Origin of the sequence: Sphingomonas sp. NIBR02145 (genome assembly GCF_027359115.1) — a bacterium.
GTDB classification, from domain to species: Bacteria; Pseudomonadota; Alphaproteobacteria; order Sphingomonadales; family Sphingomonadaceae; genus Sphingomonas; species Sphingomonas kyeonggiensis_A.
In genome coordinates, this window is sequence record NZ_CP114791.1 from 2,812,057 (window position 1) to 2,825,000 (window position 12,944).

Annotated in this window: 11 protein-coding genes, 1 tRNA gene and 2 rRNA genes (1 of these 14 running past the window's edge); 2 read left to right on the forward strand and 12 right to left on the reverse strand. The window is 63.8% G+C overall.

Going from position 1 to position 12,944, the window contains the following annotated elements; genetic code table 11:
• Positions 1 to 5: 5 nt before the first annotated feature.
• A complete protein-coding gene (locus O3305_RS12430) occupies positions 6 to 593 on the forward strand; it encodes an outer membrane protein (protein ID WP_269572846.1) in 588 nt (195 codons plus the stop codon).
• Between the two features lie 58 nt (positions 594 to 651).
• Here the strand turns inward: O3305_RS12430 and O3305_RS12435 are convergent, their stop codons facing one another.
• From O3305_RS12435 to O3305_RS12450, 4 genes are all read right to left on the reverse strand, one after another.
• Positions 652 to 3,708, reverse strand: a complete 3,057-nt coding sequence (locus O3305_RS12435) for a TonB-dependent receptor plug domain-containing protein (protein WP_269572847.1) — start codon at positions 3,706 to 3,708, stop codon at positions 652 to 654.
• Between the two features lie 314 nt (positions 3,709 to 4,022).
• Complete coding sequence (locus tag O3305_RS12440; RefSeq protein ID WP_184169163.1) at positions 4,023 to 4,487, reverse strand: FKBP-type peptidyl-prolyl cis-trans isomerase; 465 nt, start codon at positions 4,485 to 4,487, stop codon at positions 4,023 to 4,025.
• A 9-nt stretch (positions 4,488 to 4,496) separates the two neighbouring features.
• Positions 4,497 to 5,366, reverse strand: a complete 870-nt coding sequence (mtnP, locus tag O3305_RS12445) for an S-methyl-5'-thioadenosine phosphorylase (RefSeq protein ID WP_269572848.1) — start codon at positions 5,364 to 5,366, stop codon at positions 4,497 to 4,499.
• Between the two features lie 3 nt (positions 5,367 to 5,369).
• Positions 5,370 to 6,785: an amino acid permease gene (locus O3305_RS12450; protein WP_269572849.1), complete on the reverse strand. Its 1,416-nt coding sequence runs from the start codon at positions 6,783 to 6,785 to the stop codon at positions 5,370 to 5,372.
• Between the two features lie 127 nt (positions 6,786 to 6,912).
• On the opposite strand from O3305_RS12450, the gene O3305_RS12455 reads away from it, so the two are divergent.
• Positions 6,913 to 7,401, forward strand: a complete 489-nt coding sequence (locus O3305_RS12455; RefSeq protein ID WP_269572850.1) for a rhodanese-like domain-containing protein — start codon at positions 6,913 to 6,915, stop codon at positions 7,399 to 7,401.
• Here O3305_RS12455 and O3305_RS12460 read toward each other — a convergent pair.
• The 8 genes from O3305_RS12460 to O3305_RS12495 all read right to left on the reverse strand — a co-directional run.
• Complete coding sequence (locus O3305_RS12460; RefSeq protein WP_269572851.1) at positions 7,398 to 8,222, reverse strand: Cif family virulence factor; 825 nt, start codon at positions 8,220 to 8,222, stop codon at positions 7,398 to 7,400. The genes O3305_RS12455 and O3305_RS12460 overlap by 4 nt on opposite strands.
• Before the next feature lie 108 nt (positions 8,223 to 8,330).
• Positions 8,331 to 9,101, reverse strand: a complete 771-nt coding sequence (locus tag O3305_RS12465) for a LytR/AlgR family response regulator transcription factor (RefSeq protein ID WP_269572852.1) — start codon at positions 9,099 to 9,101, stop codon at positions 8,331 to 8,333.
• Entirely contained in the window at positions 9,101 to 10,204 is a 1,104-nt protein-coding gene (locus O3305_RS12470; RefSeq protein ID WP_269572853.1) for a sensor histidine kinase, read from the reverse strand. Before O3305_RS12470 ends, O3305_RS12465 begins: the two co-directional genes overlap by 1 nt.
• Positions 10,205 to 10,287: 83 nt before the next feature.
• Positions 10,288 to 11,103 carry a glutaminyl-peptide cyclotransferase gene (locus O3305_RS12475; RefSeq protein ID WP_269572854.1) on the reverse strand — a complete coding sequence of 272 codons (816 nt, stop codon included), beginning with the start codon at positions 11,101 to 11,103 and terminating at the stop codon, positions 10,288 to 10,290.
• A gap of 131 nt (positions 11,104 to 11,234) precedes the next feature.
• Positions 11,235 to 11,311: transfer RNA gene (locus O3305_RS12480), tRNA-Met, on the reverse strand.
• 52 nt (positions 11,312 to 11,363) lie between these two features.
• A 5S ribosomal RNA gene (rrf, locus tag O3305_RS12485) occupies positions 11,364 to 11,478 on the reverse strand.
• A complete protein-coding gene (locus O3305_RS12490; protein ID WP_269572855.1) occupies positions 11,465 to 11,617 on the reverse strand; it encodes a hypothetical protein in 153 nt (50 codons plus the stop codon). The genes rrf and O3305_RS12490 overlap by 14 nt, the downstream gene beginning before the upstream one ends.
• Positions 11,616 to 12,944: ribosomal RNA gene (locus tag O3305_RS12495) — 23S ribosomal RNA — on the reverse strand (it continues 1,463 nt past the right edge of the window). Before O3305_RS12495 ends, O3305_RS12490 begins: the two co-directional genes overlap by 2 nt.

Here is a 12,944-nt window from a genome sequence, read left to right on the forward strand (position 1 = left end):
AGACAATGAACAAGCTGCATATCGCCCTCATCGCCGCCACCTCGTGCGCGGCCACGCCCGCGCTGGCGCAGGATGCGGACCAGTTCACCGGGGCCCATGCCGAAGCGACGATCGGCTTCGACCAGATCCGCTTCGACCTCGCCACTGCCAGCGACGGTCGCGAGAAGCAGGGTGACCTCGGCTATGGGGTAGCGATCGGCTATGACGTCGCGGTCGCACCCAAGCTGATCGCTGGCATCGATGTCGGCCTCAACCTTGCCGACACCGGCTACAGCTATGGCGACACCACCGATGGCGGCGAGTTGCGCAAGCGCCGCGAGATCACCCTCGCCGGCCGCATCGGCACGCCGATCACGCCCAATACGCTGCTTTACGGCAAGCTCGGCTACGCCAATCTCCAGCTCCGCCAGGACGAGACGGTCGCGGGTGTCACCAGCAGCGCACGCAACAATCTCGATGGCGTGCTGCTCGGCGCCGGCGTCGAGGTGAAGCTGCTCCCCAACGCCTATTGGAAAAGCGAGTATCGCTATACCGACTATGCCCGCGGCGTGGTGAGCAACAACGTCACTACCGGCGTCGGCATTCGCTTCTGAACGAAAAAGGGCGGCCTCCCGAAGGAGGCCGCCCCATTTCACGAACTTCAAGCCGCTGTCAGAACTTGAAGGTCGCGCCCGCCCGGAACTGGCGGCCGATCAGGCCGGCATAGTGCCAGGTGGTGAGGAAGTTCGGCGCGCTCGCATAGGCCGCCGGAGCGATCGGTGCACGGGCGTCGAGCAGGTTCTTCACGTTCACGAAGAAAGTGAAGTCGTCGTTGACGCGGAAGGTCTGGTTCAGGTCAATATTGATGAAGCTATTGACGTAGCAGAACTTCTCATAACCCGGCGCCGATGCCGGCACCTTGTACAGGTTCGCAGAGCACGACGTGGACAGGTTGCCCTGGTCGGTCGAGACTTCCTTGATCCGGCCGACATAATAGGCCGTCGCGCTGATCGTGTAGTTGCCGAAGTCGAGCGTGTTCTGCCAGTTGCCGCGGATGCGCGGCGTACCGTTACCCGACGACAGGTCGTAGGGGCCGAAGCTACCGGCAAAGCGCTGGATGCCCGCCGCCGTGTCGCGGTCGTAGCGCAGCACATAGGTCGCCTCGACACGGCTGGTGAACTTCACCCCACCGCCGAACGGAGCCGAGAAGGTCGCCGAGAAGTCGAGACCCTCAGTCGTGTCCGAGTTCACGTTCACGAACGGCGCGTTGACGATCAGCACGCGCGGCAGCGCATTCGGGAACAGCGGATCGACGCCGTCGATCAGGTTACACGAATAGCCTGCCCCGACCGCGGCCACTGCGGCACAGCCTGCAGCCGACGCCGCGGCCGCCGATGCGTAGCTGTTGCCGGCAACCGAGTAATAGGCGTTGATCGCGGCCCCGGCGAGCGGACCATTCGCCACGAGGTTGGTCTTCTTCACATTGTAATAGTCGACCGTGGCGCTGAACCACTTCGCCGGCTGGAAGATCGCGCCGGCGGTGAAGCTGCGCGACTTTTCAGGCTCGAGGTTCGGATTGCCGGCGAAACCGCGGCCCACCGAATACTGGAAGTTGTACGGGTTGCCGCCGTTGGCGCACGAGCCGGAATTATTGCTGCCGCCATGCTGCGCGCAGAACGCGCCCGGCGGCGTGATCGTCACGAAGCCGGCATATTGGCTGCGGGGACCGGCCTCGGCGAAGGTCGGGGCGCGGAAGCCCTGCGAGTAGGTCCCGCGCACCGCGAACTCGCGGATCGGCGTGAACTTGATACCCACCTTCGGCGAGAAGCGGCCATAGCCTTCCGAATAATGGTCATAGCGGCCGGACAGGTTGATATCGAGCGACGACAGGATCGGCGCGTCGAGCTCGGCGAAGGCAGCGTACACGGTATGCGAGCCGAAAGCCGAGGAGGTGGTCAGACCGTAGGTATCGAGTGCGGCGTTCTGGTTGTTGTTCTCCAGCGTCTCATGCCGCACCTGGCCACCCACGGCGAGCTGCAACGGTCCGCCCGGCAACTGCGCCAGCTCGCCGGTGAGCGAAACGTCGGCCGAATACATTTCCGAATAGGACGGCGTGGTCTTGTCCGGCGCCAGGAAGCTGCGAACGGCCTGGGTGTTCTGGCTCGGATTGACGAAGTTGTACGCGCCGGTGTTGATCACCTGGCGCAGCGCGGCGATGTTGATCAGGCCGTGCTGGGTGATCTCCAGATTGTCGCGGGCATAGACGCCCTCGACCCGCCAACGCCAGCTGTCGTTGGCGAGGCTGCCATTGAGGCCCGCACTGAAGCGGTACACATCGTTGGTACGCTCGCTGCCGCCCGGGATGTCGCCGAACAGATAATAGATGCGGGCGGCATTCGCGGCTGCGATCGCAGGAGTTGCGGCCGCGTTGGTGGCATAGGGATTGTTCGGATTCAGGCGCCGATCCGCAGCCGTGGCGCAGTTCGTTCCCGCCGAGCAGACGAAATACGGGAGGACGACGCCCGGATTGCTCGTCGCGACGAGCGGGCTGCCGCCGAACGGCTGGGTCTGGCGGATCGCCGACGGGAAGGCGCTGGTGATCGAGACGTAGCTGCGGCTGAAGCTGCCGGTGACATAGCCTTCGATGTTGTCGCTGAGGCGGACGCTCAGGCGGCCATTGACCGAGTAGCGCTCCTGCAGCGGCTGGATCTGTCGGTACAGGTCGGTCAGGTCATACGGGCAGCCGACGCCGCGGGCAGCGCCGGTGGTGACCGTGTAGGTCGGCCGCGCGCAGTTGGCGATGCCCAGCGCGGTGTAGGTCGCATAGGTCTGGCCGGGATCGTTGGTCACGGCGGTGCCGCCGCTCAGCGGGTTGTTGAGATCGCTCTGCGTCGTGCGCACGACATAGGCAGTGGGCGTGTTGACCGTGAGGCCGCTGTCGGCGGTGTTGTTGTCGTTGCCGCCGATCGCAGTCAGATCCTGCGTATTGTACGGGAAGCCGCGGTCATGATTGCTGACGCGATCGTCGCGCTGATATTCGCCGTTGAGGTAGAAGTTGAAGCCCGACTTCTCATAGTCGCCGAAGCCCACCGTGAGATCGGCGCGAAGATGGCCCGCGTCTCCGCGCTCGGCCACGCCGCCCTCGACGGTGCCCGCGACGCCGTTGAACTGCTTCTTCAGGATGATGTTGACCACGCCACCGATCGCGTCCGCGCCATAGGTCGAGGACGCGCCGTCCTTCAGCACTTCGACGCGGTCCACCAGGCTGAACGGTAGCGAGTTCAGGTCGACATAGGCGTTGTGGCCGTCATCGTTGATCGGGAAGTTGGTCGAGCGCAGGCCATCGACAAGAACGAGCGTCGACGAGACGCCCAGGCCGCGCAGCGACACGGCGGAGCCGCCCGCCGAGAAGCCGGTCTGGAAGCCGGTGCCGATCGAGCCGGCGCTGTCGGCCGAGATCGAGCGGATGGCGTCGCTCATCGTGGTGATGCCCGCCTTGGCCAGCGAGTCCGAGGTCAGCACGGTAACCGGCGACGGCGTCTCGGTGTCGGTGCGGCGCAGCAGCGAGCCGGTGACGACGATCGAATCGCCTTCGTCGGCTGCGGCAGGCTTGTCCTGTGGCGTCGTGCTCGTCTGCGCATAGGCAGGCGTCGCGATCATGCCGAGCGCAAGCGCCAGAGGCGCCGCGCTGCGGGCAAGACGGTGCAACTTCGTCTTGTTGTACAGCATGTTTGTTTACCCTTCGCTCCCCCGGATCGCGCCCGGGATGTTTCTGAGCGGGCTTCCTCCCAAGAGGCCCCTCTGGGAGCAGGGTGTTTCACTCCGCTTCGGTTGTAAAGAAGCAGAAACATATTCGGTAAAATGGTGAAACATTTAGCGCGCCGGTGTGCCACAAAGGCAACACAGCGGCAGGCGAAGCCTGCCACCCGCGCAAGCCATCCTCACCCACGGGAAAATACCTAGGCACATGGCGGCAACCGGCGAGGATGTCGCCGGCTTCAAAGCTTGGCCGGAAATATTTCCAGCCTATTGCGCGGGCCTGCCTATTGCGCGGGAATGTCGAGCAGTTCGATCTTGAACAGGAGAGTCGCGCCGCCCGGGATCGGCCCCTTGCCCTTGAAGCCATAGCCAAGGTTGGCGGGGATCGCGATTTCGAACGTGTCGCCCACCCCCATCAGCGGCACGGCGACCTGCCACCCCTTGATCAGCCGATTGAGCGGAAACGTCGCCGGCTCGCCACGGTCATAGGAACTGTCGAACTTCTCACCGTCGATGAAGGTGCCGGCATAGTGCAGCGTCACCGTGTCGGCGACGGTCGGATGCTTGCCAGAGCCGTCCCCCTTGATCCGGCGCCAGCGCAGCCCCTCGGCCGTGCTGTGCCAGCCATCGGCGCCGTTGAGCTTGGCCAGCGCGAGCATCTGCTGGCTCTGCCAGGCCATGTCCTGCGAACGATCCGGCGCGGGCGCGTCCTGTGCAGCGAGCAGGGCGAGAGCGGCGAGAAACGACATGGGTTATCCTTAGTTGGAGAGGGCGCGGCCGGCGACGGCGTCGAGCTTGCGCAGCAGATGCGGATCGCGAGCATTGGCGGCGGTGATCAGCGCAAAGTCGAGGCAGGTGTCGATCGGCGAGGCCGGACGCTCCTCGGGCAGGTTCCGGAGCAGGTGCATCACCATCTTGCGTGCCTTGTCGGCATTGGTGCCGAGCTGGGCGATCACCGTGGCGACATCGACGGCTTCCTCGCCCTCACGCCAGCAATCATAATCGGTGACCATGCCGACCAGCGCGTAGGGCAGTTCCGCCTCGCGGGCGAGCTTTGCCTCCGGCATGCCGGTCATGCCGATGATATCGCAACCCCAGCTGCGATAGAGGTTGCTCTCGGCGCGAGTGGAGAATTGCGGCCCCTCCATCGCCAGATAGGTACCGCCGACATGGGTGGTGGCACCCGCCGCCTTGGCCGCGTCCGCCGCCAGCGCTGAGAGGCGCGGGCAGACCGGATCGGCCATCGAGACGTGCGCGACCATGCCTTCGCCGAAGAAGCTCGAGGGGCGGCCCTTGGTCCGGTCGATGAACTGATCGGCGATGGTGAAGGTGCCCGGCGCCCGCTCTTCCTGCAGCGAACCGACCGAAGAAACCGCAAGAACATCGGTCACGCCCAGGCGCTTCAACACATCGATATTGGCGCGGACGTTCAGGTCCGACGGCGAGATACGGTGCCCGCGGCCATGGCGCGGCAGGAAGACCACGCGGACATGGCCCACCCACCCGACGAAGCAGTCGTCAGAAGGCTTGCCCCAGGGGCTCTCGGTCGAGATCCATTCGCCATCCTCGATGCCCTCGACATCGTAGAGCCCCGATCCGCCGATGATCCCGATCGTCCAGCCTGCCATCACTTACCCCTTTGCTGCGTTGCGGCGTGCATAGGCGAAATAGACGACCAGACCCAAGAGGTTCCAGCAGCCGAACCAGATCTGCGTCTTGGTCGGCAGGCTGGCGAACAGATAGAGGCAGCCCAGGATCGCACCCAGGCCGACTACCCAGGGCAAGGGCGTGCGGAACGGGCGGACCATGTCGGGCGCGCGGCGGCGCATCACGAGCAAGCACAGGCCAACTGCGGCGAAGGCAGTGAGGGTGCCGGCATTGGCCAGCGCCGCGATCTCGTCGATCGGCAGGAAGGCAGCGAACACGCTCACCACACACGCCGTGAAGATGGTGATCCGCACCGGCGAGCCGCGCCGCGAGACCTTGGCCAGGCTCTTGGGCAGCATGCCGTCGCGCGCCATCACGAAGAAGATGCGGCTCTGGCCGAACAGGAAGCCCAGGATAACCGTGGGCAGCGCGACGATCGCGCTCAGCGCCAGGAACTTGGCAACGCCCGGCTGGCCGATCTCGCGCAGGATCAGCGCCAGCGGCTCGGGGCTGTCGGCGAAACGGGTATAGGACAGCGCGCCAACTGCGGCGAGCGCGACCACCATGTAGATGATGACGCAGACCACCATCGAGCCGACGATGCCGATGGCAAGGTCGCGCCCGGGATTCTTCGCTTCTTCCGCCGCGGTGGAGATCGCATCGAAACCGTAGAATGCGAAGAAGATGATCGCAGCGGCGGCCATCATGCCGCGCTCTACCCCACCCTCGCTCGCATGCTTGGCGAAACCGAAGGGCGCGAAGGGATCGAAATTGGCTGCGTTGAAATAGGGCAGCGCCACCGCGACGAACACCGCGAGCGCGATCAGCTTCACCACCACCAGGAACGCATTGATCGTCGCACTCTCGCGCGTGCCGGCAATAAGCAGTCCGGAGACCAGCCAGACGACGAACAATGCCGGAACGTTCACGCCCCACTGCGCCACCTGCCAGCCCAGCATCTGCGGGCCATGGGTCAATTCGGCAGGCACGCCCAGCCCGGTGAGGAACGGCGTCGCATAGCCGGACCAGCCGACCGCGACGGTGGCGACCACCAAAGTATATTCGGCAAGCAGGCTCCATCCGACGACCCAGGCAACGATCTCGCCAAGCGAGGCATAGCTATAGGTATAGGCACTGCCCGAAGCCGGGATCATCGTTGCCAGCTCGGCATAGGCCAGCGCGGCACAGGCGCAGATCGCGCCCGCGACGACGAAGGAAAGAATGACTGCCGGCCCGGCACGATCCGCCCCCACGCCGATCAGGGTGAGAATGCCCGTGCCGACGATCGCGCCGACGCCAAGTGCGACGAGATGCGGCCAGGACAGGGTGCGTGCGAGGCGATGCTCGGGCGGCCGGTCCTCATCCGCGACGATCTGCTTCAACCGGAACAGGCTTGCCATCTCTTATCCCCTCTCACTTCGGGAGATGGTGTAGCGCCGCTTGGCGGGCACGCAACTTTGTTTCGTTCACCACTGGTGCAGCCTCGATGCGCAATCGTTACGCATCCAAATTGCGTGGAGAAAGCCGATGCTGCTGCTCACTGCCCTCGCGCTAGGCCTCGCCGCCCCCCAGGAAGCCGCCGCCAATCCCCAGATCGACTATGCCGGCTTCGCCACGCTAACGCGCGATGTCCGGGCACTGCGCGCAAAGCGGCTGCTTCCCTTCGCGCGCTTCCAGGCGATGGCGACGACGAAGGATGCGCTGGTGCTGGATGCGCGATCGAAGGACGCCTTTGCCCGCGGCCATATCGCCGGCGCGGTCAACCTGCCGCTCACCGATTTCACCGCTGAAGCGCTAGCGGAAGTCATTGGGCATAACCGCGATCGCCCGATCCTGATCTACTGCAACAACAACTTCTCGAACCACCGCCCGCCCGTGCCTCTGAAATCGGCACCGCTGGCGCTGAACATCCAGACCTTCATCAATCTCGTCGGCTACGGATATTCGAATATCTGGGAGTTGCGCGACGTCGTCGATTTCGACGACCCCAAGGTCGGCTGGGTAAGCACCACCTAGCTTGCCGGCGGCGCCTTTCTCGGCAGCGGAGCGAGTTGATCGACGAGCAACCGCCACCCCGCAGCCTCGTGGAGCCACATCCGAACATAGTGCCCGATCAAGGCGCCGTCCGCCCCCGTGATCTCGCCATAGCTATAGGCGAGATCACCAGCAGCGGATTGGCCGCCACCGAGCCGCTTGCCGGTTGCCTTCATGCCTCGCCCCGCAAGCATCACGCCCGCATCGCCGATGGCGGGCGGACCTCCCGACCGAAGCACGCGCCCTTCGGCCGCAAGAAATCCGGCTAGCGACGACGCATCCGCATCGAGGCGTCGCTCAGCCGCTTCAAGATCGTGCTTGGCCCCGGCCTTGCCCGGATTGCCGATCCTGACAACCTGCGACGGCATCGACACCTCTCCCTTGGCGAAGGGAGCCACGCCCGAATCAATCACCCACCGCCAGGTTCCATCCACCTTCCGCCAGATGGTGAAATACTGGCCGTGCGCGACGCGGTCCCCCTGGCGCATGACATAGGGCCCGGTGGTAAAGCCAAGATCGCCGGACTTGGCGATGGCCCCCGCCTCCGGCTGCCATTCCAGTTTGGCCCCCGGTGGATCGGTCTGCGTCGCCAGTTCAGGCGGGGCAGGGCGCGGCGTTGGCGAAATCAGCACCGCGTCGGGTGCGACATGGGCCCGGAAGGCCGGCGTAACCCCAAGCGCCGAGGCATCCGCGGCAAAGCGGCGTTCGGCGGCGATCAACGTATCGAAATCGTCACTGGCGGGCTTCATCGCCATCGCCATCAGGGCAGCGGCGCCCAATGCAAATATCTTCAGCTTCAACATAGATGCTCCACGGCGACGCATCGCTCATCCAGCATCCGCTACACGCGCCGCGCACCCGCACATGCCCGGTGCGATCGGGACCGCCGCGCCTGCGACAAGTCCCCAGCCCTAGAGCTTGAGCGTGGCCTCGACGCTGGCCTGGTAGTTCGGTCCGACCTGCAACACCGCCCCGTCCGACAGGACAACGCGCAGCGCTCCCTTGCCCGGGCGCTCGACGCCCACCACCGCACCGATCCGCACGATATGCGACCGGTGGATGCGCAGCATGACCGCCGGGTCGAGCCGCTTCTCGATGTCGTTCATCCGCGCGCGCAGGATATGGCTCTTGAGTGAGGTGTTGAGCAGCACATAGTCGCGTGCCGCCTCGATCCAGTCGATCGTGGTCACCGGCACCAGCACCGCGCCCTGGCGACCCGGCACCCAGATGCCCTGGTCATAGGGAATTTCCTCCACGGGCGCGGGCCGCGCCTCGGCGCGCATCGCCTCAAGCTCGGCTACCCGCCCCTCCGCATCGCGCAGCGCGCGCCGGCGCCGGGCGCGTTCGACGCCAAGCCGCAGCCGATCGAATGCGACCGGCTTGAGCAGATAGTCCGCGGCCTCGACTTCAAAAGCGTCGGCGGCGAAGCGTTCGAACGCAGTGACGAAGATGATCTCGGGCCGATGCTCACCGGGGCGCAGCGCGCGGGCAATCTCCATGCCGCTGCGGCCGGGCATCTGGATGTCGAGGATGACCAGGTCCGGCTTCAACGCCCGGATCTGCTCGGCCGCCTCGATCCCATCGCTGGCGGTGCCGGCAACCTCGACGCCCTCGATCGCGCCGAAGCCAACCTTCAGCCGGTCCAGCGCCAGCGGCTCGTCGTCGACCAGAAGTACCCGCATCACTCCGCCGCCTCCGCGCGTTGCGCCCGGTGCAGCGGCAGCGTGATAAGCGCGACGAAGCCCCGCTCGCGCGCCGTGGCAACCAGCTCGCCACCAGGACCGTAAAATGCGTCAAGCCGGTGGCGGACATTGGCAAGGCCCAGACCGGTGCCGCCCTTGGGTGCCCCGCCAAATGCCTGGCCGCCGTCATCCTCGACGCAAAGCAGGAGCGCGTCCTCGCGCGTCGCCGTCGCGCGCACCACGATCCGCACAGTGCGCCGTGATGGCGCGACCGCATATTTCACTGCATTCTCGATCAACGGCTGCAGGATGAAGCTCGGCACCAATGCGTCGAGCAATTCGACCGGGCAGATGAACTCCGCCTCGAGCCGGTCGCGGAAACGCACCGCCTCGATATCCAGATAGGACTGGATGGTCGCGAATTCCTCGTCGAGCGTCACTTCGCGCTGCGGATCGGCCTCAAGGCTGGCGCGCAGGAAATCGGAGAGCTTGCCGATCATTCCCTCTGCCTCGTCATTGCGGCCGGTAACGATCAGCGAGGAAATGGCGTTCAGCGTATTGAACAGAAAATGGGGATTGAGCTGGAAGCGCAGCGCGGCAAGCTGCGCCTGTTGCGCGGCACTCTGCGCGGCAGCGAGCTGGCGCTCGCGCTCCTGCGCGACCATGCTGCTGAACACCAGCCCCAGCCCCGAAGCGTAGAGGCCATAGACCAGCACGAACGGCATCAGTCCGAAGACGAACTGCCGCCAGAGCGGTGCAGTCTTCATCCCGGCTTCCACCCGCGCTTCGTTGATGAAGATCGCGTCGAGCCAGCCATGGGCAAGCGCGAGCACCAGCGTGAACAGGGCCGCCGCGATGATCGGGGGGCGATGATCCCAGCGTTCGACCCGCATCAGCGCGGCTGCGATCAACGCGGAAAAGACGATGCCGACAACGAAGGTCTTGAGGAGCAGCACGGCCAGGCCGAACGACATGGGGTCGCCGGCGGCAAAGCCCGGCATTGACCAGAGCACCAACGCTCCGGTCCACAATGCCAGCGCAAGAAGCGTGGCGGCGCGCACGTCGCGCCTGCTCAGCAGACCCGTCATATCTTTCAGCCCCATCAGGGCCTCATATCATGAACCGCGCAACGCGGCGTCCGGTTTCGTCGCCACGAAGTCCGATCTGATCGCAAAGAACTGCGGGGTTAGCCGCCGCAGTTCGTCAGCTTCGCCGCATCGGCATTGTTGCTGACGGCCGCCCCCTGCTTCACTTCGAAGAGTTGCGGCCAATGCTTGCCGGTCACCATCACGCGCTTGCTGGCGGCATCATAGGCGATGCCGTTGGGCACGACGTCGGGGTCACTGGTCTTGGGACCGAGCGCGCTCACATCGAGGAAGCTCGTCACCTTGCCGCTGGCGGGATCGATCCGGGCGACTAGGTTGGTCTGCCAGATGTTCGCCCAGATCTCGCCGTCGATCCATTCGAGCTCGTTGAGCTGCTGGACAGGGCAGCCATTCGCCGTGACCTTGAGCGTCGAGACCGGTTGCATCGTCTTGGGATCGAGGAAGCGGAGCTCGTCGCTGCCGTTCGACATGATGATGTTCTTGCCGTTCTGGGTCATGCCCCAGCCCTCGCCCTGATAGGCAAAGGTGTCGCCAAGCGTCATGTCCTTGAGGCCGTAGGTGAAGCCGGTCTGATCCTTCCAGGTCAGCTGATAGAGCTTGTCGCCGAACGCGACGATGCCCTCGCCGAAATAGGGTGCCGGCAGATCGACCTGCTGGAGCACCTTTCCGGTCGCCGGGTCGACCTTGCGGATGAACGAGGTCCCCGCCTCTCCCGTGCTTTCATAGAGCGCGCCGTCCTTGAAGAAGAGCCCCTCGGTGAAGGCGGTCGGATCGTGCGGATGGGTCGCGACTACCATCGCCGTATAGACCGGCACGCCGCTGGTGCGCAGGAGGAAGAACCACACGCCGGCCGCGATCACGGCCAGGGCGATAACTGCGAGGATAATGCGCTTCATCGTGGCGGAGAAAGCCGCGTGCGGCCGCCGCTGTCAAACCCCTTCGCGGATCGTCCGCCGCAAAAGCGGCATCACAAGGCCCAAAACGCAAAAAACCGCCGCGGCGGTTGCCGGGCGGGGCGCTGTTGTGTTGGTTGCGGGAGCAGGATTTGAACCTGCGACCTTCAGGTTATGAGCCTGACGAGCTACCGGGCTGCTCCATCCCGCGCCAAACGGGGGATGACAAGGTGAATGGGTTCTTCCGATGCACAAGCTTCAATGCCTGGCGACGACCTACTCTTCCATCGCTTAAGCGATAGTACCATCGGCGCTGTCTGGTTTCACGGCCGAGTTCGGGATGGGATCGGGTGGGTCACAGACGCTATAGCCACCAAGCAATGAAGCTTGTGCAGCGGAAGTTTTTCAAACCGTGCGATTGATCAAGGCTGATGAACATCCATCCAACGAAGCGTTGGTTGCTCATCAAACTGATGTTTGATGGATGGCCAGTGCTGTCGTTGATGGTGGGACTCATCAAGTGCGAATAGGACAATTAGGACCGGTTAGCTCCACACGTTACCGCGCTTCCACATCCGGCCTATCAAGGTCGTGGTCTTCGACCGTCCTAAGAAATCTTATCTCGAGGGAGGCTTCCCGCTTAGATGCTTTCAGCGGTTATCCCGTCCATACATAGCTACCCTGCTGCGCCGTTGGCACGACGACAGGTACACCAGAGGTATGTTCAACCCGGTCCTCTCGTACTAGGGTCAACTCCTCTCAAATTTCGACGCCCACGGCAGATAGGGACCAAACTGTCTCGCGACGTTCTGAACCCAGCTCACGTACCACTTTAATTGGCGAACAGCCAAACCCTTGGGACCTGCTCCAGCCCCAGGATGTGATGAGCCGACATCGAGGTGCCAAACAACCCCGTCGATATGAGCTCTTGGGGGTTATCAGCCTGTTATCCCCGGCGTACCTTTTATCCGTTGAGCGATGGCCCTTCCACGAGGGACCACCGGATCACTATGACCGACTTTCGTCTCTGCTCGACTTGTCAGTCTCGCAGTCAGGCTGGCTTATGCCATTGCACTCTAACAGTCGGTTTCCAACCGACCTGAGCCAACCTTCGCGCGCCTCCGTTACTCTTTAGGAGGCGACCGCCCCAGTCAAACTACCCGCCACAGAGGGTCCCAGAACCGGATAACGGTTCGTGGTTAGACATCAGAAAACAACAGGGTGGTATTTCACCTATGGCTCCACACCGGCTGGCGCCAATGCTTCAAAGCCTCCCACCTATGCTACACAGTTCTTTCCTAATGCCACTCTGAAGCTGCAGTAAAGGTGCACGGGGTCTTTCCGTCTAACCGCGGGTACTCCGCATCTTCACGGAGAATTCAATTTCGCTGAGCATGTCCTGGAGACAGTGGGGAAGTCGTTACGCCATTCGTGCAGGTCGGAACTTACCCGACAAGGAATTTCGCTACCTTAGGACCGTTATAGTTACGGCCGCCGTTTACCTGGGCTTCATTTCGGAGCTTGCACCCCTCCACTTAACCTTCAGGCACCGGGCAGGCGTCAGGCCCTATACGTCGTCTTGAAGCCGACTTAGCAGAGCCCTGTGTTTTTGCTAAACAGTCGCTACCCCCTGGCCTGTGCCCCCTGCTACTGCTTGCGCAATAACAGGGCCTCCTTCTTCCGAAGGTACGGAGGCAATTTGCCGAGTTCCTTCAGGACACTTCTCTCAAGCGCCTTGGTATACTCTACCTGACCACCTGTGTCGGTTTCGGGTACGGTCTATACGGTGGGGCTATTTCCCGGGACAGCTTCGAAGCATGCTCAATCCGTTAAGAGCATACAAC

Excerpts from the sequence above, each read along its gene's own strand:
- O3305_RS12430 (WP_269572846.1), top strand. The coding sequence starts at position 6 with ATGAACAAGCTGCATATCGCCCTCATCGCCGCCACCTCGTGCGCGGCC.
- O3305_RS12435 (WP_269572847.1), bottom strand. The coding sequence starts at position 3,708 with ATGCTGTACAACAAGACGAAGTTGCACCGTCTTGCCCGCAGCGCGGCG.
- O3305_RS12440 (WP_184169163.1), bottom strand. The coding sequence starts at position 4,487 with ATGTCGTTTCTCGCCGCTCTCGCCCTGCTCGCTGCACAGGACGCGCCC.
- mtnP (WP_269572848.1), bottom strand. The coding sequence starts at position 5,366 with ATGGCAGGCTGGACGATCGGGATCATCGGCGGATCGGGGCTCTACGAT.
- O3305_RS12450 (WP_269572849.1), bottom strand. The coding sequence starts at position 6,785 with ATGGCAAGCCTGTTCCGGTTGAAGCAGATCGTCGCGGATGAGGACCGG.
- O3305_RS12455 (WP_269572850.1), top strand. The coding sequence starts at position 6,913 with ATGCTGCTGCTCACTGCCCTCGCGCTAGGCCTCGCCGCCCCCCAGGAA.
- O3305_RS12460 (WP_269572851.1), bottom strand. The coding sequence starts at position 8,222 with ATGTTGAAGCTGAAGATATTTGCATTGGGCGCCGCTGCCCTGATGGCG.
- O3305_RS12465 (WP_269572852.1), bottom strand. The coding sequence starts at position 9,101 with ATGCGGGTACTTCTGGTCGACGACGAGCCGCTGGCGCTGGACCGGCTG.
- O3305_RS12470 (WP_269572853.1), bottom strand. The coding sequence starts at position 10,204 with ATGGGGCTGAAAGATATGACGGGTCTGCTGAGCAGGCGCGACGTGCGC.
- O3305_RS12475 (WP_269572854.1), bottom strand. The coding sequence starts at position 11,103 with ATGAAGCGCATTATCCTCGCAGTTATCGCCCTGGCCGTGATCGCGGCC.
- O3305_RS12490 (WP_269572855.1), bottom strand. The coding sequence starts at position 11,617 with ATGAGTCCCACCATCAACGACAGCACTGGCCATCCATCAAACATCAGT.